Annotated in this window: 20 protein-coding genes; 9 read left to right on the top strand and 11 right to left on the bottom strand. The window is 70.3% G+C overall.

Translation table 11 applies throughout. The annotated features are described in order from the left end of the window. Window positions 1-2: 2 nt before the first annotated feature. Both AC068D_RS20820 and AC068D_RS20815 read right to left on the bottom strand, forming a co-directional pair. Window positions 3-1223 carry a cytochrome P450 gene (locus tag AC068D_RS20820; protein WP_478824483.1) on the bottom strand — a complete coding sequence of 407 codons (1221 nt, stop codon included), beginning with the start codon at window positions 1221-1223 and terminating at the stop codon, window positions 3-5. A gap of 110 nt (window positions 1224-1333) precedes the next feature. Further along, a complete protein-coding gene (locus AC068D_RS20815; protein ID WP_478824482.1) occupies window positions 1334-1864 on the bottom strand; it encodes a nuclear transport factor 2 family protein in 531 nt (176 codons plus the stop codon). Between the two features lie 243 nt (window positions 1865-2107). Between AC068D_RS20815 and AC068D_RS20810 the strand changes: the two genes are divergently transcribed. Then, window positions 2108-2629 carry a DinB family protein gene (locus tag AC068D_RS20810; RefSeq protein ID WP_478824481.1) on the top strand — a complete coding sequence of 174 codons (522 nt, stop codon included), beginning with the start codon at window positions 2108-2110 and terminating at the stop codon, window positions 2627-2629. Between the two features lie 99 nt (window positions 2630-2728). Here the strand turns inward: AC068D_RS20810 and AC068D_RS20805 are convergent, their stop codons facing one another. Then, on the bottom strand, window positions 2729-3847 hold the full coding sequence (locus AC068D_RS20805) for an acyl-CoA dehydrogenase family protein (protein WP_478824480.1): 1119 nt from the start codon (window positions 3845-3847) through the stop codon (window positions 2729-2731). 724 nt (window positions 3848-4571) lie between these two features. Here AC068D_RS20805 and AC068D_RS20800 point away from each other — a divergent pair. Continuing rightward, window positions 4572-5594 carry a methyltransferase gene (locus tag AC068D_RS20800; protein ID WP_478824479.1) on the top strand — a complete coding sequence of 341 codons (1023 nt, stop codon included), beginning with the start codon at window positions 4572-4574 and terminating at the stop codon, window positions 5592-5594. Between the two features lie 117 nt (window positions 5595-5711). Here AC068D_RS20800 and AC068D_RS20795 read toward each other — a convergent pair whose 3' ends face one another. Next, complete coding sequence (locus AC068D_RS20795) at window positions 5712-6179, bottom strand: SRPBCC domain-containing protein (protein WP_478824478.1); 468 nt, start codon at window positions 6177-6179, stop codon at window positions 5712-5714. Window positions 6180-6346: 167 nt separating this feature from the next. On the opposite strand from AC068D_RS20795, the gene AC068D_RS20790 reads away from it, so the two are divergent. From AC068D_RS20790 to AC068D_RS20775, 4 genes are read left to right on the top strand one after another with little or no spacing between them, the layout of a single operon-like run. Next, entirely contained in the window at window positions 6347-7132 is a 786-nt protein-coding gene (locus AC068D_RS20790) for an SDR family NAD(P)-dependent oxidoreductase (RefSeq protein WP_478824477.1), read from the top strand. A gap of 26 nt (window positions 7133-7158) precedes the next feature. After that, entirely contained in the window at window positions 7159-7731 is a 573-nt protein-coding gene (locus AC068D_RS20785; RefSeq protein ID WP_478824476.1) for a flavin reductase family protein, read from the top strand. Then, window positions 7728-8657: an MBL fold metallo-hydrolase gene (locus tag AC068D_RS20780; RefSeq protein ID WP_478824475.1), complete on the top strand. Its 930-nt coding sequence runs from the start codon at window positions 7728-7730 to the stop codon at window positions 8655-8657. Before AC068D_RS20785 ends, AC068D_RS20780 begins: the two co-directional genes overlap by 4 nt. A gap of 35 nt (window positions 8658-8692) precedes the next feature. Beyond that, on the top strand, window positions 8693-8836 hold the full coding sequence (locus tag AC068D_RS20775; protein ID WP_478824474.1) for a hypothetical protein: 144 nt from the start codon (window positions 8693-8695) through the stop codon (window positions 8834-8836). A 98-nt stretch (window positions 8837-8934) separates the two neighbouring features. Here AC068D_RS20775 and AC068D_RS20770 read toward each other — a convergent pair whose 3' ends face one another. Further along, the gene (locus tag AC068D_RS20770) at window positions 8935-9411 is read right to left on the bottom strand and encodes a nuclear transport factor 2 family protein (RefSeq protein WP_478824473.1); all 477 of its coding nucleotides are present in this window, start codon (window positions 9409-9411) and stop codon (window positions 8935-8937) included. Between the two features lie 231 nt (window positions 9412-9642). Here AC068D_RS20770 and argJ point away from each other — a divergent pair, with 231 nt between their 5' ends. Together argJ and AC068D_RS20760 are read left to right on the top strand one after the other, a co-directional pair. Next, complete coding sequence (gene argJ / locus AC068D_RS20765) at window positions 9643-10803, top strand: bifunctional glutamate N-acetyltransferase/amino-acid acetyltransferase ArgJ (RefSeq protein WP_478824521.1); 1161 nt, start codon at window positions 9643-9645, stop codon at window positions 10801-10803. Between the two features lie 129 nt (window positions 10804-10932). Then, entirely contained in the window at window positions 10933-12018 is a 1086-nt protein-coding gene (locus AC068D_RS20760) for an MBL fold metallo-hydrolase (RefSeq protein WP_478824472.1), read from the top strand. Between the two features lie 328 nt (window positions 12019-12346). On the opposite strand, the gene AC068D_RS20755 is transcribed toward AC068D_RS20760, so the two are convergent. The 6 genes from AC068D_RS20755 to AC068D_RS20730 form a co-directional block, all read right to left on the bottom strand. Further along, window positions 12347-13126: an AfsR/SARP family transcriptional regulator gene (locus AC068D_RS20755; RefSeq protein WP_478824471.1), complete on the bottom strand. Its 780-nt coding sequence runs from the start codon at window positions 13124-13126 to the stop codon at window positions 12347-12349. A gap of 138 nt (window positions 13127-13264) precedes the next feature. Further along, window positions 13265-14836: an ABC transporter substrate-binding protein gene (locus AC068D_RS20750; protein ID WP_478824470.1), complete on the bottom strand. Its 1572-nt coding sequence runs from the start codon at window positions 14834-14836 to the stop codon at window positions 13265-13267. A gap of 125 nt (window positions 14837-14961) precedes the next feature. Beyond that, on the bottom strand, window positions 14962-16608 hold the full coding sequence (locus AC068D_RS20745; RefSeq protein ID WP_478824469.1) for a penicillin-binding transpeptidase domain-containing protein: 1647 nt from the start codon (window positions 16606-16608) through the stop codon (window positions 14962-14964). A gap of 274 nt (window positions 16609-16882) precedes the next feature. After that, window positions 16883-17872: a GNAT family N-acetyltransferase gene (locus tag AC068D_RS20740; protein WP_478824468.1), complete on the bottom strand. Its 990-nt coding sequence runs from the start codon at window positions 17870-17872 to the stop codon at window positions 16883-16885. Further along, window positions 17869-19542 (bottom strand): ABC transporter substrate-binding protein, encoded by a 1674-nt coding sequence (locus AC068D_RS20735; protein WP_478824467.1) that lies wholly within the window; start codon window positions 19540-19542, stop codon window positions 17869-17871. Before AC068D_RS20735 ends, AC068D_RS20740 begins: the two co-directional genes overlap by 4 nt. Further along, complete coding sequence (locus tag AC068D_RS20730; RefSeq protein ID WP_478824466.1) at window positions 19539-20699, bottom strand: GNAT family N-acetyltransferase; 1161 nt, start codon at window positions 20697-20699, stop codon at window positions 19539-19541. The genes AC068D_RS20735 and AC068D_RS20730 overlap by 4 nt, the downstream gene beginning before the upstream one ends. 131 nt (window positions 20700-20830) lie before the next feature. On the opposite strand from AC068D_RS20730, the gene AC068D_RS20725 reads away from it, so the two are divergent. After that, complete coding sequence (locus AC068D_RS20725; protein WP_478824465.1) at window positions 20831-22552, top strand: thiamine pyrophosphate-binding protein; 1722 nt, start codon at window positions 20831-20833, stop codon at window positions 22550-22552. Window positions 22553-22554: the final 2 nt, after the last annotated feature.

Raw genomic sequence — 22554 nt, 5'->3', positions numbered from 1 at the left:
GCTCAGTCCTCCCAGACGACCGGCAGGCTGGTCAGGGTGTGGTTGATCTCGCCGTTGTGCCAGGGCAGTTCCTCCTGCGGCACGGCGAGCCGGAGGCCGGGGAAGCGGCGCAGCAGTCCGTCCAGGGCGATCTCCATCTCCATCCGGCCGAGGTGCTTGCCCAGGCAGTAGTGCAGTCCGTGGCCGAAGGAGATGTGCGGGTTGTGCCCACGGGCCAGATCGAGGCGGTCGGCGTTGGGGAAGACGCGGTCGTCCCGGTTGGCCGAGGCCAGGGAGAGCAGCACGGCGTCGCCCTTGGCTATGGTCACGCCGCCGACCTCGATGTCCTCGGCAGCGATGCGCGGGAAGCCGGAGGTGTCGGTGGCGAACAGATTGACGTGCCGCAGCAGTTCCTCGACGGCAACCGGGATGCGGCTGCGGTCCTCCGCGAGCCACTGCCACTGGTCGCGGTGGTCCGCGATGAGGGCGAGCACGGAGTTGGCGAGCTGGTTCGCCGTGGTGTCGAAGCCGGCGCCGATCAGGGTGAAACCGAAGGTCACAAGCTCCTGTTCGCTGAGCCGGTCGTCGTTGTCCCGGGCCGCGATCAGCTCGGAGAGCATGTCGTCCGTGGGGTTGGCACGCTTGTCCGCGACCAGTCCGACGATGTACTCGCTGAGCTTGGCGAGGCCGTTGAGGGACTCCTCGCCCCCGGCGCGGTCGTCGACGGTGGCAAAGGCCCGGGCCCACTTCTCGAAGTCCCGCAGGTCCTGCGGCGGTACGCCGAGCAGTTCGCCGATCACCGTCAGCGGCAGCGGGACGGCGAGCTGCTGCACCAGGTCGACCGGGCCCTGCTGGGCCAGCATGTCGTCGAGGAGTTCGTCGGCGACCTTCTGCACCCCGGCACGCATCCGCTCGACGCGTCGCAGGGTGAAGGCGCCGGCCACCAGCTTCCGCAGCCGGGAGTGCTCGGGCGAGTCCAGCGAGATGATCATTTCCGGTGTGGTGTGCATGGTGCCGCCGATCCGGGGCGCGCCGGGTCCGCAGGCGAGCGCACGGCTCAGCCGGGGGTCGGCCGACAGCGCCCGTACGTCCTCGTAGCGGGTGATCAGCCAGGCGTCCACGCCACCCGCCGTGTGCACGCGCACCACCGGCTGTTCGGCGCGCAGTGCGGCGTACTGCGGGGCGGGCCCGCGGTAGGTCGATCCTGAGAAGGGGAAGACGTCGGACACGGGGCAGGCGGACATCGGATACCTCCGCGGGGTGCGGGCTGTGGATGGTCTCGGGGCGGGCGCGGCCGGACTGCCGCCTCGGCAGGGCGGCCGCCCGGATGCGGCGGTCGGGGCGGACCGTCGGCTCAGGACGGGTTGTGGATCTTGTCGGCCCAGCTGGGCGAGTCGTGTGTGACGACCCGGGAACGGGTGTGGAGAACTCCGTCGACGCGGACCAGGACGTCCTCCACCGTGGTGGTCGGCTCGAAGCTGACCTTGCCCGCCCGGTCGGTCATGCTGACCATCGCCTGGTACCTCACGTGAAGCGTGTCGTCGTCGGCGGGCTCGATGCGCATCCGGTCGAACCAGTACCGGTAGACCAGCCCGTCGTAGTACGCGATGTTCTGCTCCCGGGCCTCGCGCGCGGAGATCTCGCCCACGAGCGGCCGTTCGGCGTCGCCCCGGCGTGCCTGCATCTCCTTGAGGAGCTGCTCCCGGCCCTCCAGCCTCCACCCGCCGGGACGGTGCTCGATGGAGCCGTCCTCGGTGAGGGTCTCCAGGAACTCCTCGAGCCTGCGCTCCTCGAGCAGTGGCATCTGCCGTGCGTAGAACTGCTGCACCTCGACGTAGAGGTCGGCACTGACGCTCCGGTCGGTCGACCGCGGCGCTCGGGACACGTCGGGTTCCTTCCGCTATCGGCGCGCCATCGCGACTGGTGGCGCGCATCCGCCGTCCACGGTGGCAACGGCGCCTCGATACGGCCTTGAGAGGCGCTACGGCCCCGGTGCCGTGTCTTCGTGATCTTCGTGGCGTTGTCCCGGGTGCCGGCCGGCGCGCGACCGACCGGCACCCGGGACGGCGGGCCGCTCCGGGGAACACGGGGAAGCACGGCACGAGGAAGAGGAAGAGGGTGATCGGAGATGCCGGTCCTGGCGGACAGGGAAACCGAGGAGCGCGAGGCGCTGCTGGCCTGCTGGGAGGAGCAGCGCACGGCACTGCGCCGGACCGTGGGCGGGCTGACCGACGAACAGGCACGCAGCACGCCGAGCGCGAGCGCGCTGTCCCTGGCCGGACTGCTGACGCACGCCGTGCTCGGCGAGCCGGCCTGGATCCCGGTGCTGCGGGGTGAGGGCGCCGACTGGACCGGCCGGGACGGCGCCTCGGAGTTCCTGCCCCGGGACGGCGAGAGCACGGCCGATCTGGTGCGCGAGCATCGCCGGGTAGGGGACGAGGTCGCGCGGGCCGTGCGCGCACTGCCCGGCCTCGGGCAGCGGGTGCCGATGCCGGTCACTCCGTGGGGACCGACCGACGAGCCACGCACCGTCCGGTGGATTCTGCTCCATCTGATCGGCGAGGCGGCCCGCCACGCGGGCCACGCCGACGTCATCAGGGAGTCCATCGACGGGGCGTGCGCCTACGACCTGATGGAGTCCACCGGCTGACACGGGCCCCTGCTGGGGCCTCTCGTTTGGATCTTGCCGGGCTCGCGGGCCCCGGCACGCACACTGATCCAGCCCGATCCGAACGAAAGACCCTGGGCGTCAGGCCTCCTCGGGCCCGAGCAGCACGGCCGAGTAGTTCTTGCGCGCCGCGGTGTCGTACTGCAGGGCGACATGGCTGGTTGCGGAGGTGATGTCGCGCCAGAACCGCTGGAGGGGGTGCCCTTCGCCGAGGCCGCCGGTGCCCGCGCCCCGGATCAGCAGACCTGCCGCCTCCTGGAGCAGTTCGGCGGCGAACGTCGCGTTGCGCTCGTTCCTGGCCATCAGCTCGGGCGTGAACCGGCGTTCGTCGATGACGTGGGCGTTCTGGGTCACGAGGTGGCGGGCCGCGTCGATCCGGCCCGATGCACGCACCAGGACCGTTTCACCCGCATGGTTCCGCCGCCGGCCGGTCATGGTGGCGGCACAGGCGGCCAGTGCTCCCGTGGCCGCGCCCACCACGGGGGCGATGAAGGTCAGTCCGCCGACCGCCTGGAACGGCACCCGGTGGCAGGGGGCGGACGACGTCTCGTTGCGCCCGGTCAGCATGTCCGTACGGTCGAAGGAGAGATGCGCGGGCACCAGCACCTCGTCCAGGACGACGGTGTTGCTCGCCGTGGCCCGCATGCCGACGCTGTCCCAGGTCTCCTGCACGGTCCAGCTGCCACGGGGAAGCGCGAAGAAACGCAGCTGCGGCGGTCCTTCGGCGCCGGCCACGGCCGCGCACACGAGCGCCCAGTCGGCGAAGTCGACACCGCTCACATAGCTCCAGCGGCCGTTGAGGCACCATCCCCCGTCCACCGCACGGGCCCGCCCGGCGGGCATCAGGGCAGTGGCGATCACCGTGTCGGGGCCCTCGCCCCAGACGGCGCGGTGTCCATCCTCCGGCAGATGCGAGGCGAACCGCGCCGAGTACGCGGCGAGCGAGGCACACCAGGCGGTGGCGGCGCAGCCCTCCCCGACGGCGGTGACGGCCCGTGTCAGTTCGTCGAAGGTGCCCTCCGTGCCGCCCCAACGGGAGGCCACGAAGTGCCGGGCGAAGCCCGACTCCCGGATCGCTTCCGTGACGTCCGGGGCGAGCCGCCGGGTGACGTCCGCCGCTGCGGCGTGTTCGGCCGCGAGGGCCCGCAGCTTGTCGGCGGCCGCGGCCAACCCGGTCTCCTCTTGTATGGCGGCAGGCATCCTCGTGACCTCCTGTGGTGAACGCCTCGCGTGCACGTCGTCGCCCCACGGTGCCGAGCGGCCCTCGAAGCCGGGTGCAACGCCGCTAGTGCTGTGACCGGATGGGTTTGCCGGGAAGCTCGCGGCGTCCGGTGCATGGGGTCTCCCCCGGCCCCTCGGGGCCAAGGACATGGGGTCTCCCCCGGCCCCTTGCGGCCGAGGGCATGGGGTCTCCCGGCCCCTCGGGGCCAAGGACATGGGGTCTCCCCCGGCCCCTTGGGGCTGAGGGGACGTATCGCAAGCCGGTGGGGGAGATCGCCCTCGTACCGGATGTACTCGGGCGGTTCGACAACGCAGCGTGCGGGCGCCTCCCGGCGAAGCCAGGGGGAGCGCCGTGCAGGGCGTCGCGAGCCGGTGAACCCATCCGGTCACAGCACCAGACCGGGACCGTAGCCGGAGGTGCAACGTGGTCGCGGCACCCGTTTTTCGGGGACGGCCGCACCCGGCGTACGGGGGCGGGTGGGCCGGCGCCCTCGCAGGAGTTGTGGATCGCCGTGGACCGGACCGCGGTCCGACGGGTGCTGCGGCGACCGGTCTCTTACGCATACGGCTCCTGCGGCTCATGCGGCGTACGACCCGGCCCCCGCCGCCGCTCATGCCGCTGCGTGCACCGTGGTGCCCCGTCGCGCGTCGAACGACGTGCCGTCCGGCCGCCCGGCCGGGGTAGCCGACAACGGAGGGTCACATGGCTGCAACCGAGTCCGACCGTGCGGAGCTCGCCGCTGAGCTGACCGTGCACATGGTGGGTTTCCTGTATTCCGCTTCGCTCTACACGGCTGCGGAGGCGAAGATCGCCGATCACCTCGCCGACGGTCCCCGCACGCCGGCCGAGCTCGGCGAACTGACCGGTCTGCACGGCCCCTACGTCCGGCGGCTGCTGCGCTACCTGGCGACCAGGGAGGTCTTCCGTGAGGACGCGGAGGGCCGCTTCCACCTCACGCCGTCGGCCGATCTGCTGCGTACCGGCGTCCCGAACTCCGTACGTGACAGCTTCCTGATGCTGGGCCACGAGCTGTTCTGGGGGCCTATCGGCAAGCTCAACGAGACGGTGCGCAAGGGCAGTACGGTCTTCGACGAGATGTACGGCGCGCCGTTCTTCCAGTGGCTGAGCTCCCACCCGGAGGAGGCGACCGTCTTCAACGCGGGCACGGCGGCCTTCTCCGGTCAGTTCACCGATCTGGTCGCCGAGACGTACCCCTTCCCCGAGGGGGCCAAGGTCGTCGACGTCGGCGGCGGTCGCGGAGGACTGCTGCTCTCGGTGCTGACCCAGCACCCGACGATCACGGGTGTGCTCTACGACCAGGAGACCGTGCTCCAGGAGCACCTGCTCGACGAGCCGCAGGTGGCGGGCCGCTGGAAGACGGAGCCGGGCAACTTCTTCGAGTCGGTTCCGGGCGACGGTGACATCTACTTCCTGAAGGCGATCCTCCACGACTGGAGCGACGAGAACGGCCTGCGCATCCTGAAGGCGACCCGCGAGGGCATGCCGAAGGGCGCCAAGCTGCTCGTCATCGACGCCGTCATCCCGGCGGGGAACGACCCGCACGTCAGCAAGACGATCGACATGATGATGATGACGGTGTTCAACGGCAAGGAGCGCACCCTGCCGGAGTTCGAGGAGATCCTGGGTGCTGCCGGCTTCACGGTGACCAAGGTCATCGGGACCGCCGACCCGGTCGTCTCGATCATCGAGGCCGTGGCGGACTGATCTCCGGAACGCGGACACGGGCACGGCTCGGGGCCCCGGTCGACGTCGACCGGGGCCCCGAGCCGTGCCGGATCATGCCGGTCCGCTCCGGCACGGATGCCGGGCCGGAGCGGGATCTCAGAAGAGCTTGGCGAACCGCTCGAGGGTCTCCCCCGGGCTCGGACCGTCGAGCGCCTGGAAGATCCGCTGTGCACCCTCACCGTGCTTGTGCAGCTTGATGTGCGCCAGCTCGACCGCGGTGCCGCCCCCGTCGGCCGGGGCGAAGGTCACCTCGATCTCACTGGCCCGCTCGTCGTCGGGGATGGACTGCCAGTTGCCGTCGAGCCGCCAGGTCATCACGAGGCGGCGTCCCGGCTGCCACTCGAGGATGCGGCCCCAGGTGATCTCGTTGCCCTCCACGTCCCACTCGTAGTAGCGCCCGCCGACCCCGCCCTCGAAGGCGAGGCCGACCCGCTCCTTCTTGAGCAGGACATGGGACGGCGGCCACCAGTCCTTGGGCCGCTCGGTGAACACCTTGAAGCACTCCTCGGGCGCGGCCGCCACCGTCACCGACTTCCGTACGTCCGGAATCGTCTGCTCCGCCACGGATCCTCCTCGCTCGTGTCACACGCTCGGTCCCGCTCACGGTCGCGCCGCCCGCTCAACCCCTCGTCGACAGCGGCTCGAACGGCTGGTGTTCGAGGCGGAGTCGAGAACCGCGCAAGGACCCGGCGCCACGGTCGACCCACTCGGACGACCGACGGGAGAGCACGATGACAGATACGGGACGACGGGTCGCCTTCGTCACCGGCGCGACCAGCGGGATCGGCCTCGCGGTGACCGAACTTCTGGCCCGGCAGGGGATCGCCGTGTTCGGCGTCGCCCGGAACGAGGAGGATGTGCGGGCCGTGGTGAAGCGGCTGCGCGCGGAGGGCCTCGAGGTCTCCGGCACGGTCTGCGATGTGACCTCGGTGGCCCAGATCCAGGCTGCGGTGCGTGAGGCGGTCGCCGCGTACGGACGGATCGGCATCCTCGTCAACAACGCGGGCCGCGGTGGCGGCGGGGTGACGGCCGAGATCGAGGACGCGCTGTGGGACGACGTGATCGAGACGAATCTCAACGGCACGTTCCGCGTCACCCGTGAGGTGCTGAGCACCGGCCGGATGCGGGACGGCGACTGGGGCCGGATCGTCAGCATCGCCTCCACGGGGGGCAAGCAGGGCGTCGAGCTGGCTGCGCCGTACTCCGCGTCCAAGCACGGCGTCATCGGCTTCACCAAGGCCGTCGGCAAGGAGCTCGCGAAGACCGGCATCACGGTCAACGCCGTGTGCCCCGGCTATGTGGAGACACCGATGGCGCAGCGGGTCCGTCAGGGCTACGCGGGCCACTACGGGGTGAGCGAGCAGGAGATCCACGAGAAGTTCAACGCGAAGATCCCGCTCGGCCGATACTCGACCCCGGAGGAGGTCGCGGGGCTGGTCGGCTACCTCGTCTCCGACGTGGCGGCGTCGATCACCGCGCAGGCGCTCAACGTCTGCGGCGGACTGGGCAATTACTGATGCGCACAGAGACGGAAGTCCCCGCCATGACCGATGCCCCCGCCCTGGCCGGAGTCCGCACTCCGGCCGAGCCCGCAACCGCGCTGCTCGCCGGCCCGGACCCGGCCGCGTTCCGCGCGGCCATGGGCCGCTTCCCGACAGGAGTCACCCTTCTCACCCAGGGCAGCGACGACCGTACGCAGGTCATCACCCTGAACAGCCTGACGTCGGTGTCCCTGGACCCCTTGCTGATCCTGGTCTCGGTCAAGGCGGACGGCCGGATGAGGCCGCGGGTCGCCCGGGCCGGCAGCTACGCCGTGAATGTGCTGAGCCACCGGCACCGGGATCTGGCGCAGGAGTTCTGCCGCCCCGACCGCCCTGCCGGACCGGCCGCGATGCGTCGTCTCGGCGCGGTCGAGGGGATCACCGGCAACGCGGTCGTGCCCTCTGCGGAGGCCTACTTCGAGTGCGTGCTCGACGCGGAGCACGCGGCCGGCGACCACACGCTGCTGATCGGCCGGGTCGTGGCGCTCGGCGCCGCGGAGGCCGGTCCCGATCCGCTCGTCTTCCACCAGGGCGTCTTCACACGGCTGCCCGCCGGCCCTACGGAGGCGGGATGACCACGCCCGCGACCGCAGAGGCTAGCGCGCCGCCGTCGATGCGGCCGGTGGCGGAGGGGGTCCATGCCTTCGTCCAGCCGGACGGCGGCTGGTGCCTGAACAACGCCGGTCTGGTCGTCGGCTCGGACCGCGGCGTACTGATCGACACCGCGGCGACCGAAGCACGCACCCGGTTGCTGCGGAAGGAGGTCGAGCGGCTCGTGCCGGGCGGCCCCGACTTCGTGGTCAATACGCACTTCCATGGCGATCACACCTTCGGCAACGGCCAGTTCACGCCACGCTCGGTGATCGTTGCGCACGAAGGCTGCCGGTCCGACAGCGAGGAGGCGGGCCTGGGACTGCGTCTGCTGTGGCCGGACGTGGAGTGGGGGCAGACCCCGCTCACACTGCCCTCGCTCACGTTCCGGGACAGGCTCACCCTGCACGCGGGGGACGTGCATGTGGAGCTGATCCCGGTGGGTCCCGCACACACCGCCGACGATGTGGTCGCATGGGTGCCCGACCGTTCGGTCCTCTTCACGGGCGATGTGGTGTGGTCGGGAGTCACGCCGTATGTGCTGATGGGCTCGATCACAGGTTCGCTGCGCGCCCTGGCCCAGCTGCGGGCGCTCGGGGCGACCACCGTCGTACCGGGTCATGGCCCTGTCGGCGGCGCAGAGTTGATCGACCGGACCGAGGCGTACCTGCGGTGGGTCCAGCGGCTGGCGGAGGACGGCGCCCGGCGCGGCATCGGTCCCCTGCGCGCCGCCGAGGAGGCGGACCTGGGCGAGTTCGCCGGACTCGTCGACCCGGAGCGGCTGGTCGGCAATCTGCACCGTGCCTACGCGGAGCGGGACGGACTGGCCCCGGGTGCGCGCATCGATGTGCTGGCGTCCTTCAAGGAGATGGTCGCCTTTCACGGCGGGCTGCCCGCATGCCACGCCTGACCCCGGTACGACAGACACTCGGAGAGGAGCCGTCAATGGCGACGATCCTGCTGGACCGGATCCTGGAGGAACAGGAACCCGTGGTGCCCGACACGGCGCCGGCATGGGTGCCCCTGCTGCTCGCGGGCGATCCGGACGACGACGGAAGCGAGCCGCACATCTGCCGCGGAATCGACTGACGCCACCGGCCGCAACCGGGAGCACCCCGTGCGCGGACCAGGTCCCCGGGAGAGGGGCCGGTCCGTGCACGGGGTGCTCGTCGCCCGACGGCGCCCGGTCAGGAGGAGGGTGCGTCGGGCTGCGCCGGCGCGGTGGCCGGCGTGTCGCGGTGGATGACCCGCGACCGGGTGAGGAGCCGTCCGTCGACCCGGACCAGTACGTCGTCGACGGTGAATGTGGGCTGGAAGGTCACCTGGCCCTCGCGGTCGGTCTGGGTGACGAGGGTGTAGTACGAGACCCTCAGGACGTTCTCGTCCGCCGGATCGGTCTCGATCAGCAGGTGGTCGAACCAGTGGCGTACGGCGATGTCCCGGTAGCGGGGCAGGTTGGCACGCATCCCGGCGAGCATCTCCGCCCGGCCGCGCTGACGCTGACCACCCGCGTGGACGACCTCCCCGTCCTCGGTGAAGGTGTCCGCGAAGCCTTCGATGTCGAGTGCGTCGACCCGCCGCATCTGCTGGGCGTAGAAGGTCTGGACCTCGGCGTAGACATCTCCGGTAACCTGATGCCGGAGTGTCCCGACCGGCTGAGGCATGGCAACTCCTCTCGAGACGCCGCCCTCGTGGCCGCGCGACTGTGCCCAGGCTGCCGAAGGCGCCTTCAGCACCGGTGGAGAGCGGCTCGGAGCCGGACACTCCCGACGCGCACCCCGAGGCCCGGGCCCGACGCCGCGCGGAATCGGCGAACGAGAGGACCCTGAGGCCGTCACCGTATAGGCTTGCATCAATATGAGTCGGCATGCATGACTATCCAGAGGGGTGACCTCATGGTCGATACGCCCAAGGGATTCGCTGTTCACGTGGCGCCGGTGGGTGCGGGCGACGACGGCCGGGACGACTTCACCGTCCTGCTGTCCACCGAACCCGCGCGGGTCAGCGCGGTGTTCACCCGGTCCCGGTTCGCCGGACCTTCCGTGCTCCTGTCCCGTGAGGCCGCCGCCGACGGCGTGGCCCGGGGGGTCGTGGTCGTGGCACGGAACGCGAACGTCGCCACGGGTGCCCGGGGAGCGGCGAACGCGCTGGAGGTACGGGACGGCGTCGCAGAGGCGCTCGGGCTGCCCGCCGGGGAACTCCTCGTCGCGGCCACCGGAGTGATCGGCCGTCAGCTCCCGATGGACAGCATCAGGGACCATGTCGCCACACTGGCCTGGCCGTTCGCACAGGACCACGGCTTCGAGGCGGCCGCACGGGCCATCATGACCACCGACACCCACCCCAAGATCTCGTCCGCCCGCGTCGGCGGGGCCACCATCACCGGCATCGCCAAGGGGGTGGGAATGATCGAGCCGGACATGGCGACCCTGCTCACTTTCTTCGCCACTGATGCACAGCTCGCACCCGAGGTGCAGGACAGGCTGTTCCGCGAGGTCATGGACATCACGTTCAACGCGGTGAGCATCGACACCGACACCTCCACCTCGGACACGGCCGCGCTGTTCGCGAACGGCCTCGCCGGAGAGGTGGACCCGGACGAGTTCAGGACCGCGCTGCACGGCGTGGCTCTCGATCTGGTGAAGATGATCGCCTCCGACGGCGAGGGCGCGAGCAAGCTCATCCAGGTCGAGGTGACCGGAGCGCGGGACGCCGCACAGGCGAAACGGGTCGGCAAGGCGGTCGTCAACTCGCCGCTGGTGAAGACGGCGGTCCACGGCTGCGACCCCAACTGGGGCAGGGTCGCCATGGCGATCGGGAAGTGCAAGGACGAGACCGACATCGACCAGGACGACGTCACCATCCGTTTCGGCGACATCGCCGTCTATCCGCCTCGGGCGGACGACGACACGGTGCTCGAAGCCCTGACGGAGTATCTGCGCGGCGACGAGGTCGTGATCGGGATCGATCTGGGCATCGCCGACGGTGACTTCACCGTGTACGGCTGCGACCTCACCGAGGGATACGTACGGCTGAACTCCGAGTACACCACCTGAGCAAGGACTTCCGGCGCGCGGGATCCGGCTGTTCCCCGGCGGACGCGGGGAACGGCCGGAGTGTCCCTGGCCGGAAAACGCTGACGCTCCGTACGCCCTGCATATCCTCCTCGTCACCAAAGGTGACAGGTGGAGGTCTTGCTCATGCTGCGGCTGCGGCGATCGGTACTGAAGGGGACCCTGGCTGCCGGGGCCGCCGGACTGCTGTCCGGAGGCGCGGCGCCCGCGACGGCCACCTCCGCGCCGGTCGGACCCGGGCGCGCCCCGCTGAAGGCTCCGTTGACGATGCGCTGGCTCGGAGTCGCGGGCTGGGAGCTGACCTTCGGCGGGGGAACGGCCGGTCGCACCCGCAGTCTGCTCTTCGATCCCTACTTCAGCCGGATGCGCTGCCTCGGGAGTGACGGAAGGCTCGATCCCGGGCTCCCGCTCCGGCTCGACAGGACCGCGGTCGCGGAGGCCGTGCGCGACCGGCTCACCGGTGCGCCGGAGCTGATCCTCGTCAGCCACGGGCACTTCGACCACATCGCCGACGTACCGCAGCTGCTCGCGCTGCCGCAGTGGCAGGACAGCCGTATCCGTACGCTGTGCGACGACTCCTCGCGACATCTGCTCACCGCTCTGGGGGCTCCCGGCGAGCGCGTCGCGGATGTGATCACCGTGAGGGGCGGCGAGTATCTGCAGTTCGACGGGTTCACCGTGCAGGTCTTCCGGAGCCTGCACAGTCAGGGCGCGGACCACGGCTATTTCGCACCCGGCCGGCTCGTCGCCCCGCCCCCGTCCCGCCCGGGGACGCTCGGTGAGCTCGTGGAGGGCGAGACGCTGATGTACGCGGTCACGGTCGAGCACGGCCCGACCGTCCTGCTCTCCGGAGCCAGCAACTACATCGCCCGCGAACTCAGTGGCCTGCGACCGGATGTGGCGGTGGTCGGCATGACCTCGCACTCCGCCGTGCACGGCTATCTGGACCGGCTGCTCGCTGTACTGGGGGACCCGCCGCTGCTGATCCCCAGTCACCACGACGACATGGTGTCCCCGCTCGGCACGACGGGCGCAGCGGCGGTCCGCGGCGGCGATGCGGCCGTCGCGGCGCTCGCCGGGGCAGTGCGGGCCCGGGGCACGGCGGCCGGGACCCGGGTGCTCGCACCGCAGCCGTACGAACCGCTCGACATCACGGCAGAGCTCGCCGGGCCGACGGGGCTGCCCCCTGCCTCGTGAACCGGTCGCGATCCCGCCGGCCGAGCCCGTGAACCTGTCCGGTCACCGCACTGGTGCGTTGACCGGACAGGTTCGGGCTCGTGACGCCTGCACGGCACTCCCCCGGCAACCACACTGGGGCCCCCGCCCTGCGTTGCCGCATCACCCGAGTACATCCGGTACGAGGATGGTCTCCCCCGGCCTCCGGCCGGGTGGGGGCACCCCCGGCGGAGCCAGGGGGAGTGTCCCCACCGCCTTGCGGTGCTTCCCCTCGGCCGTGGCGGACCCGGGGAGACCGTGGGGCGCCGGACGCCGCGGGCTTCCCGTCAGACCCTTCCGGTCACAGCGCTCAGGCAGCCTTGAGGTAGCGCTCGTCCTGCTGCAGCACGGCCTGCATCGTCGCCTGGAGCTTCACCCCCGGATTGATCCCGATCTGATCGCGCAGGGTCCTGCTCGCCCGGTGGAAGATCTGTATGGCGTCCGCCTGCCGCCCCGCGCCGTAATAGGCCTTCATCAGACCGATGTACAGGTCCTCACGGAGCGGATCCTGGCCCAGGAGCTCCAGCAACTGCGCGATCGCGTCCTCGAACTTCCCCCGCCCTATGTCGATCCGGGCCCGCAGTTCGATCGCGGCCGTCCGCTCCTGGTCCAGGCTCTCGGCATGGAGGCGGAGCCTGCCGGAGGTGACGTCCGTGAGTGCGGCACCCTTCCACATCGCCAGTACCGAGTCGATGCGCTGCCCCGCGGCCTCGAACTCCCCACGCGCGTAGAGTTCGCGGACTTCTCTGACCGCCTCGCGGAAGACGAAGAGATCGATGCGCACGGCGGGAACGTGCAGCTGGTATCCGAGCCGGTGGGACACGAGTACGTCCCTCGCCAGACCAGCCGCCTCCAAGGCGGTGCGAATGCGCCAGGTGGATGTCTGGAGCTGTCCCGAGACGGTACGTGGCGGTTCACCGTCCCAGGAGTCCGCGATGATCGCTTCCTTGGTGACGACCTGTCCGGGTTTCAGTGCGAGGGCCGCGAGGAATCGCACCTGCCTCTGCCCCTGGATCGGTATCGGTACACCTGCATTGAGCAATGCCACGGGTCCGAGGAGCTGGACCGTCAGACGTCTTGCGCTGTTCAAGGTACTTCCCCCCCTCGTGGGTGCGCATGATGTCGGGGGGCGAGTGCGCTTCGGCGGTATTTCCGCACGTCTGCTGCTTCGCGTCCCCCCTTGGTCGTTCTGCCGCTCAGCTGCGGGATCTGCCCGCCGACGGACCGGCTATCCCGGCGTGGCCGAGATCATCGCGTAGTCATACATACCGTATGCCGGTGACATCGTGATGTTCGATGCCCCTTCGCCCCGGTACACCACGGATCTCACGTACATGTACGGACACATCACGGCGCTGTCCATCGCCAGCCGGTCCACCTCCGCCCAGATGCGGGCTCTCTCATCCGGGTCGGCCGTGGCGATGCCCTCGTCGAGCAGATGGTCGATCTTGGGGTCGGCCAGCTCGCCGAGGTTCTGGTTGCCCGACTCCTTGATGGCACGGGAGTCGGCGATCTGCTGGAGGAACCCGAAACCGTCAGGGAAGTCGGCGGCCCAGCCGAACATCACGATGCCGATTCCGTGTTCCCTCAGATAGGCGGGGACACCGGCGCAGGTGGTGAAGTAGTCGCCCGAGGTGAAGGCGACGACCTCCGCGTCGATTCCCACGCGGGCCAGGCCGGCGGCAAGGGCCATGGCCGCGTTCCATTCCTTGCGCCGGTCCTCGCGGGCCGCGATCCGGACCGGGAAGCCGTCCGGCATTCCGGCCAGGTCGAGTTCACGTCGCGCCGCTTCCGGATCACCGGTGGCGTCGGGCCCGACCGGGTATCTGTCGTGCGGTTCATGGCCCGCCACCGTGGGCGGCAGCAGAGTGGTGGCGATGTCGCCGGCCGGTTCACCGCCGTAGGCGGCGCGCATCGCGGACTTGTCCGTCGCGTACTGGACCGCCCTGCGGGCGTGGACGTTGGTCAGCGGGCCGATGTTCTGGTTGATGCAGTAGAGCCAGACGAATCCGGTGCGTGGATTGTCGACGTGCTCCCTCAGGGAGTCGTCGGCGAGGAGCCGCTCCTGGGTCTCCGGCTGCACCCCGACGCCCGCCAGATCGATGTCCGCCTCACCGGCCAGCAGCATGCGGTCGACCTCCGGCCCGGTGACACCGAGCCGGACGTGGATCTGCTCCGGCCCCCGGGTGCGCAGGGGGTCCGTCTCCCTGTCCCAGTGGGGGTTGTGCACCAGCAGGGCCTCGCTGCCGGGTATGTACGAGCTGATGCGGTACGGCCCCGACGACACGGGCCGTTCGCGGTAGTGGGGGTAGTTGTCCGCCTCCTCGGGGACGGGGATCGTCGTCGGGAGGGCGGCCAGACAGTCGAATCCGGAGAACGGCTCCTTCAGCCGGAAGACGATCGTCCGATCGTCCGGGCACTGGATGCCGTTGGCTGCGCCGGTCAGATACTGGCGGAAGTACTGCGGCCCGCCCCGGGTGGCCGGCGCACCGTCGTCTCGGTACACCGCCTCGGGGAAGTTGGCGCGCAGCACGGCGTGGCGCACGTCGTGCGAGGTGACGGGGCGGCCGGTCTCGAAGGCCACTCCCCTGCGGAGGCGGTAGGTCCACTCCCGGCCGTCGGGGGAGGGGGTGCCCAGGCTCTCGGCGAGGTCGGGAACGAGGCGGGGCCTGCCGTCGTCGTCCGTGCGGTAGCCCACCAGGGACCGCCCGATCAGCCGGATGAAGTTCCAGGTGTAGGCGTAGTACGTGTCCGCCGGGTCGAGGGAGTCGAAGTCGTCCGTACGGACGAACCTCAGCACCCCGCCCTCCGCGGAGGTAGGGCGCACCACTGTGCGTGATGCGTCGTCGAATCCCACGGTCGTTGCCTTTCGTGATCCGGAGCGCTCCGCAGGGGAATCTGCGTGAGACCTGGGGGTTGCGCCTTTCAGCCGATTGACTCGAGGAACTTGGCCGCGATGGGGCCGGCGTCGGATCCACCCGAGCCGCCGTCCTCCACCAGGACCGACCAGGCGAGGTTCTTCCCGCCCTGGTAACCGATCATCCAGGCGTGGGTGCGCGGCGGGACCTCGCTGCCGAACTCCGCCGTGCCCGTCTTCGCGTACGCCTCGCCCGGAACGTCCTTCAGCGCCCGGCCGGCGCCGTAGGTGACGGTCGCGCGCATCATCGCGCGCAGGCCGGCCACGACCTGGGGATCGAGCCGGTGCACCGCCTCGTACTTCTTCTTCACCGCGTCCGGAACGAGGACCGGCTGCCTGAACTTCCCTTCCTTCACCGTCGCCGCGATCGACGCCATCACCAACGGGGACGCCTGGACGCGCGCCTGTCCGATGGTGGCGGCCGCCTTGTCGTTGTCGCCGGTCGCGACCGGCACACTGCCGTCGTAGGTGGTGACGCCGACGTCCCAGGTGCCGCCGATACCGAAGGCCCCGGCCATGTCGTGCAACGACGAATCACCCAGCTTGCCGCGTGCGTTGACGAAGAAGGTGTTGCAGGACTTGGCGAACGAGTCCCTGAAGGTGGAGCCCCGGGGCAGGGTGAACCGGTGCTGGTTCTCGAACCGCTGGCCGTTGACATGGGCGAACTCGGGGCACTCCACGGTGTCACCGGGGGTCATCCCCTGCTTCAGCAGGGCGGCCGCGGTGACCACCTTGAACGTGGAGCCCGGCGGATAGCGTCCTTCCAGGGCCCGGTTCATCCCCCCCGGCCTGTTGGCAGCGGCGAGGATGTGGCCGGTGGCCGGATCGATCGCCACGACGGCGGCGTTCTTCCCCACTCCGTCCAGCGCTTCGGCGGCTGCCTTCTGGACCTTCGGGTCGATGGTGGTCTTCACCGGAACGCCCTTGGCGCCGCCGGTGTTGCTGAGCCGCTTCACGGCACGCCCGGACGCACGGTCCACGACGGCGACGGACTTCGCTCCTCTCGCACCTCCCGTGAGCTGCTTGTCGTAGCGGGCTTCCAGCCCGGAGATGCCTTTTCCGCTCTTCGGGTCGACCGCACCGACGATCGAGGGCGCCTGCAGGACCTCTCCATTCGCATCGAGCACGGCGGCACGTTCATGCGATTGCAGGGCCAAAGTCTGACCGGGTACCAACTGCGGATGGATGAGCGGAGTACTGAACTCCACCTGCCATTCACCCTGCTTCCTCACGACCTTTGCGGTCGAATCCCAGGTGTAGTCACCGGCTCCGGGAATCTCCATCGCAACTGTGAACGGAATACGAACATCCCCTTCACCGCTGCGTTTCCCGCCCTCGGCCGTCGCCTCTGTTTTCGACGGCTTCAGATTGGTCATGACGGACGTGATGAGGGACTCGGCATGCGCGGGAGTGTCCGTGTACGAGCCGGCCTTCCCGGCGTCTCCCGACTCCCACGCCTCGAGGAACGTGTTCAGCCGCGCCCCGGCCTCCCTGACCTCCGGGTCCTCGGACTCGCCGGCGATCAGCGTGCTGTACCCCCAGTAACCGATCGCCGCAATGGCCGCGAGTGACACCAGGGCGCCGATGACAAAGCGACGTCGAGACCGCCGCCTGTCCTGCAAGAAGTAATCCCCGTAAGATCCCTCTCGTGCCATGCGCGCATCCTATGGGCGTGCTCTCTTCGCACTCTCCTCAGCCGCGTGATTCCGGACAGGGGCATTCCCTGCGGCATTGACGATCGCCCGCCCCATTGCGCTGTTCGGGCCGAGTCGATTCGACTCCGGCTCGACCATGCGTCGAGACTCCGAACGTATATTCGCACCGGGCCGACCGATCGATATCCGCCCAGGAATGGCCGAAAGTCGAAGGCCTCCCGGGGGCGGCCCGTGCCGGGGACATGTGCAGGGGTGCATCAGGGTCCTTCCGGCCTCAGATGTCCAGCTCCCACATCCGCCGGCTGCCCGCCGACCGGAAGCCGAACTCCTCGTTGATCCTGCGCATATGGACGTTGCCCACGGCGTTCCAGGTGTCGATGGTGCGCAGCGACGGCTCGCTTGCCCGGGCGTGCCGGAGGTTGAGGGCCTTGACCAGCCGCCCCAGGCCATGACCGCGAAGGTCCGGGTCGACCACGGTGACCGCCTGGAGGGCGTTGTCGGGGTTGGCGGTGGTCATGGACAGCGCGGACCAGGCCACCAGGCGGCCCGACCCGTCATGGCACAGGCCGGTCTGGTGGGCCCGCCGGCCACGGGCGATCCGCATGCGTTCGAAGTCGCGGATACGGGAGATCGCCGCGGGCGGCGGTTCCCAGTCCAGCTCGCCGGTCGGGGCGTCCGCCGAGAGCGTGGCTTCGAGCCTGGCCGCCTCGGCGACGAGGTCGTCGGGGACCGTGCTGCCCCAGGTGCGGACCGTGTAGCCCTCCGGTACGGCGGTGGCGGCGGGCGCATCGACGACATCCAGGCGCAGATGGTCGAGGGTCATGACCGCCCGGGCGCCGAGCGTGTCCGCGAAACGGGCCCCGGGGACGGTTTCCCGGGCCCGCGCCGTCGCGTCGGCGAGGAGGAGCAGTCTGGTGCGTCCGTCGATTTTGCCCCGGGTGCCGGCGAAGTCCGCGACCTTGCGGCCGATCCCCCGACGCCGCAGACGGGGCCGTACGACGAGGACGGTGGCGGTCACGGCCGCGGTGTTCTCCTCGGTGGGGAACTCCAGGCGCAGCGAGGCGACGGCGTCGCCGCCCTCCGTGACCAGCCACTCCTCCACCCGGGTGGCGGGCGGGGGGACCCGGACGGAACCGATGAGGTCGGCCCGGCAGGGCATCGGGAGCTGCGGGGTGTCCTGGCGTGCCGCTTCCGTGCGCAGCGCGAACACCGCGTCGATGTGCCCGTCATGGTGCGGGTCGAGTGCCGTGAAGACCGCGTTCACCTGTTGCCTTCTCCCCCGGCCGGGACATCCTCGCTGTCGCCGACGAGCCCGAGGGCCTGGATGTCGTAGAGGCCGAATGCGGGGTGGACGTACACATTGGTCAGGGCGGGGTGACGGTAGTGCAGGGTGCGGTCGTGGGCCATGGGGAGGATCACGGCGTGGTCCATCACGGTCCGCTCGACGCGCTCCCACAGCTCCCTGCGCCGCTGTGCGTCCGGCTCGGCGTTAGCCTCGTCGACGAGCCGGTTCACATAAGGGTCGTCGAGCTCGGCGAAGTTGAAGTTGCCACCGCCACGCTTGATCTGCCGCCCGTCGATGAGCGGGGCGAGAAATCCGTACTCGGTCGGGTAGTCGGCGCCCCAGTCGGTCACACCGAGGCCGAGCCCCAGCTCGCGGACGGTGGCCGGGCTGCCGAGCCCCGACCGGTAGTAGGAGGCGGTGTCGAGGACCTTCACCTCGGCCTCGATGCCGACACGGGCCAGCGAAACGGCCAGTGCGCGGGCGACGAGTTCGAACTTGCCGGGCTGGGTGCCGATCGCCGTGCGGAAGCCGTCGGGCAGTCCCGCGGCGGCCAGTTCCGCCCTGGCTGCGTCGAGGTCGCCCGTCAGATCGGTCCCGGACGGGTAGCGGTCGCTGCCCGTGTGGCCGGGCAGGGTCGGCGGGATCAGCGAGGTGGCGAGCGTCCCTCCGACGCCGGCGCCTCCGCGGGCCTCGAGAAGGGCGGCCTTGTCGGCGGCGTGGAACACCGCTCGTCGGGCGTGCACGTCACCGAACGGCGGTACGGCGCGCTGCACGGTGATGTACTGCAGGAAGCCGGTCGCCGGGTTGTCCGCACACGCCCGCAGGTCCGGTGCGGCGAGCACACGGTCGCGCCCCGCGTGCTGGATGCCCCGGCCCTCCACGTCGAGGTGGAACTCGCCCGCCAGCAAACGGTCGTCGAGCTCGTTCACCTCGATCCCGAAGGCGACCGTGAGCTCGGTGGGGAGCGCTGAGCGCACGGGGTCCGTGGCCGGGTCCCAGTATGGATTGCGGACCAGATGGAGGGACCGGCCGGGCTCGTAGCTCCGGATCCGGTACGGGCCCGAGCACACCGGCGCGCTCCCGTACGTCTCGCGGGTGTCCCGGAGGCGGGGAACGGGCGCGGTGTTGGGCTGGGCCATCAGATGGTCGAAGTCCCCGAAGGGCCGCCGGAGCCGGAAGACCAGGGTGCGCTCGTCGGGACATTCGACGGCCTCGAGTCCGTCGGCGCCGTCGCGGTAGGGGCCCGGGTAGCCGCCGTGGTCGAGCAGGTCGAGCAGATAGACGGGCCCGCCGGGCAGGGTGTCCTGGGCGAAGACGCGTTCCACCGCGTACTTGATGTCGTACGAGGTGATCTCCTCCCCCGTCTCGAACCGCGCACCGGAGCGGATGCGGTACGTCCAGGTCAGGCCGGAGTCCGAGACCGCGCCCGGTGCCTCCGCCAGATCCGGGACGACGCCCTGCACGGCCGGGTCGGCGGCGAACGCCATGAGGGTGCGGTGCATCGTGCGCTGCAGCAGCCAGGACCACACGTAGTAGGTACGGGCGGGGTCGAGCGAGTCGACGTCGGCCGAGGCCACCGTCCTGATGTGCCCGCCGCGCCGTCCTGACGGGTTCGCGATCCGCCCAACGGCACCGTTCCAGCCGGTCATCGGCCGAGCTCCTTCACATACAGGTACTGCGTGGAGAGAGTGCAGCCGCGCGAGACCTTGGCCGCCGTGCTGCCGATCCCGTAGTGGATGCGCGTGACGTGGTGGGCCGGGGCATGGTCGGCGGGGGTGTAGTAGAGGAGTTCGTAGTAGAGCGGCAGACCGAGCGCGCTCTGGCGCGCGTAGTCGAATCCCGCCCGGTGGGCGAACCAGTGGCCGCCGTGGCCGAGGATCAGCCCGAAGCCGACGATCCGCCCGTCGTGCACCGCCTTGCTGACGAGGGCGCGGGGGCCCAGTTCCTGCTGCGCCGCGGTGAGCACGGCGGCGGAGCGCCGCGGATCCCAGCCGGTCATGCCGTACTTGGCGAACAGCTCGGTCTCCAGCTCCGCGAGCCGGGGTATCTCGTCCGTCACCAGCGGAGCCAGGGTGATCCGGACGCCGGACGCCTCGATACGGCGGCGTTCGGCACGGACCCGGCGCGAGCGACGGGACGGCAGACCGAGCGCGTACTCCGCGAAGCCTCCGGCCGGGATGTCCAGGGAGGCGAACTCGCCCGAGGTGTGCGAGAGATATCCACGGGCCTCGAGGACTCCGGCGACCATCCGGTCCCCTGCGTCGAGATACGGAAAGCACACGGAGGCGGCGCCCATGTCTGCCGCGATGTGCTCGGCACGCTCGACGACGCGGTGGGCGTCCTCGGCCGTGGCGGCCCCGGACACCAGCAGACGGGTGCGGCCGAGGTGCCGGCCGCCGCACATCAGCGAGGGCATCAGGCGGTCCGCGCCGTCGAAGGCGGAGAGGAGTGCGGCAGCGCCGTCCATGTCCTCGGCCGCGCAGTGCCGCATCAGCAGATCGGTGCGACCGAGCGACCAGGGGGCGGTCCGGTCGGCGAACACGAGCGGGAGGCCGGCGACGAGCCCTGGGCCGGAGCCGGGTCGTGCCGCCGTGAGATAGCGCATCGGGGCTCCGGCCGTTTCCTGCAGGACCCTCATCCATTCGGGGGTGAGGAAGAAGTCCTCGCTGCCGGCCAGCTTCGTCCAGCCGGCCCGTTCGGCCTCCGCCGGATCCTGCCATTCGTCTACGGCCGCATCATCGCCGACCGTCGTACCGGACTTTGCAGAACCGGACGACACCGCATGGGGGTTCGCTGTTCCAGACACCGCAGGAGTGTCACCCGCCGCCGTCTCCGGCTTCTCTTCGCGCACTCCCCGATACCGGCGGAAGAGAGCCCGGAGAGCAGGGCCGGTCACGGTTTCCGGGTCCCGTTCACCGCCGAACGACCTGGAGACCCATGTCCCGCGTATCGACCGGACCCAGCACGGAACCGACGGCCGCCCACGCACTCCTCACCCGGCTGCACGAGCACGGTGTCGACAAGGTGTTCGGGGTGGTCGGCCGTGAGGCCGCATCGATCCTCTTCGACGAGGTCGAGGGCATCGACTTCATTCTGACCCGGCACGAGTTCACCGCCGGTGTCGCCGCCGATGTGCTCGCCCGGATCACGGGCCGTCCGCAGGCCTGCTGGGCGACACTCGGCCCCGGCATGACGAATCTGTCCACCGGCATCGCCACCTCGATGCTGGACCGTTCGCCGGTCATCGCGCTCGCCGCCCAGTCCGAGTCGCACGACATCTTCCCCAATGACACCCACCAGTGCCTGGACTCGGTGGCGGTCATCAAGCCGATGGCCAAGTACGCGGTGGAACTGGAGCGTCCGCACGAGATCACCGATCTGGTGGACTCCGCGGTGTCGGCCGCCATGACCGAGCCGGTCGGGCCCTCCTTCATCTCGCTGCCCGTCGACCTCCTCGGCTCCTCCGAAGGCATCGACACCTCCGTCCCCAACCCGCCCGCACGCACCCCCGTCCGGCCCACCGGTGCGATCGCCCCGGGCTGGCAGACCGTGGCCGACGAGGCCGCCGAGCTGCTGCGTTCGGCCGAGCACCCGGTACTGGTCGTCGGCGCCGCCGCGATCCGCTCCGGCGCCGTCCCCGCGATCCGCGCTCTCGCCGAGCGGCTGAACATCCCCGTCATCACGACCTATATCGCCAAGGGCGTGCTGCCCGTCGGACACGAGCTCAACTACGGTGCCGTGACCGGCTACATGGACGGAATCCTCGGCTTCCCCGCCCTGGAGACCCTGTTCGGCCCGGCCGACGTCATCCTTACCCTCGGCTACGACTACGCCGAGGACCTGCGGCCCTCGATGTGGCAGCGCGGCGCCGGGAAGAAGACCGTACGCGTCTCACCGACCCCGAACCCGATCCCCCGGGTCTACCGTCCGACGGTGGATGTCGTCACCGACGTCCTCGCCTTCGTCGAGCACCTCGACGGCGCCACGGCCACGCTCACGGCGAAGGTCCGCCACGACATCACGCCACTGCGCGAGCGCATCGCCGAATTCCTCGCCGACCCGGAGAACTACGCGGACGGCATGCGGGTCCACCAGGTCATCGACTCCATGAACACCGTCATGGCCGAGACCGCAGGGCCCGGCGAGGGCACGATCGTCTCCGACATCGGATTCTTCCGGCACTACGGTGTGCTGTTCGCCCGCGCCGACCAGCCCTTCGGCTTCCTCACCTCGGCGGGCTGCTCCAGCTTCGGCTACGGCATTCCCGCAGCCATCGGCGCGCAGCTGGCCCGCCCCGGCCAGCCCACCTTCCTCATCGCGGGCGACGGCGGCTTCCATTCCAACAGCGCCGACCTCGAGACCATCGCCAGGCTCGGACTCCCCATCGTCACCGTCGTCGTCAACAACGACACCAACGGGCTGATCGAGCTCTACCAGAACCTCGGCCACCACCGCAGCCATGATCCGGCCGTGAAGTTCACCGGAGTCGACTTCGTCGCCCTCGCCCATGCCAACGGTGTCGAGGCCGCCCGAGCGACCTCGCGCGAGGAACTGCTCGCCGCACTGCGCAAGGGGACGGAACTCGGCCGGCCGTTCCTCATCGAGGTACCCGTCACCTACGACTTCCGGCCCGGCGGCTTCGGGGCGCTGAGCATCTGATC

Source organism: Streptomyces sp. NPDC043861 (assembly GCF_056435905.1).
Note: the sequence above shows the minus strand (reverse complement) of the source record. Positions and strands in the feature narration are given on the sequence as shown.

Excerpts from the sequence above, each read along its gene's own strand:
- AC068D_RS20780 (WP_478824475.1), top strand. The coding sequence starts at position 7,728 with ATGACCACGCCCGCGACCGCAGAGGCTAGCGCGCCGCCGTCGATGCGG.
- AC068D_RS20820 (WP_478824483.1), bottom strand. The coding sequence starts at position 1,223 with ATGTCCGCCTGCCCCGTGTCCGACGTCTTCCCCTTCTCAGGATCGACC.
- AC068D_RS20775 (WP_478824474.1), top strand. The coding sequence starts at position 8,693 with ATGGCGACGATCCTGCTGGACCGGATCCTGGAGGAACAGGAACCCGTG.
- AC068D_RS20785 (WP_478824476.1), top strand. The coding sequence starts at position 7,159 with ATGACCGATGCCCCCGCCCTGGCCGGAGTCCGCACTCCGGCCGAGCCC.
- AC068D_RS20810 (WP_478824481.1), top strand. The coding sequence starts at position 2,108 with ATGCCGGTCCTGGCGGACAGGGAAACCGAGGAGCGCGAGGCGCTGCTG.
- AC068D_RS20745 (WP_478824469.1), bottom strand. The coding sequence starts at position 16,608 with ATGGCACGAGAGGGATCTTACGGGGATTACTTCTTGCAGGACAGGCGG.
- AC068D_RS20725 (WP_478824465.1), top strand. The coding sequence starts at position 20,831 with ATGTCCCGCGTATCGACCGGACCCAGCACGGAACCGACGGCCGCCCAC.
- AC068D_RS20805 (WP_478824480.1), bottom strand. The coding sequence starts at position 3,847 with ATGCCTGCCGCCATACAAGAGGAGACCGGGTTGGCCGCGGCCGCCGAC.
- AC068D_RS20770 (WP_478824473.1), bottom strand. The coding sequence starts at position 9,411 with ATGCCTCAGCCGGTCGGGACACTCCGGCATCAGGTTACCGGAGATGTC.
- AC068D_RS20735 (WP_478824467.1), bottom strand. The coding sequence starts at position 19,542 with ATGACCGGCTGGAACGGTGCCGTTGGGCGGATCGCGAACCCGTCAGGA.
- argJ (WP_478824521.1), top strand. The coding sequence starts at position 9,643 with ATGGTCGATACGCCCAAGGGATTCGCTGTTCACGTGGCGCCGGTGGGT.
- AC068D_RS20800 (WP_478824479.1), top strand. The coding sequence starts at position 4,572 with ATGGCTGCAACCGAGTCCGACCGTGCGGAGCTCGCCGCTGAGCTGACC.
- AC068D_RS20790 (WP_478824477.1), top strand. The coding sequence starts at position 6,347 with ATGACAGATACGGGACGACGGGTCGCCTTCGTCACCGGCGCGACCAGC.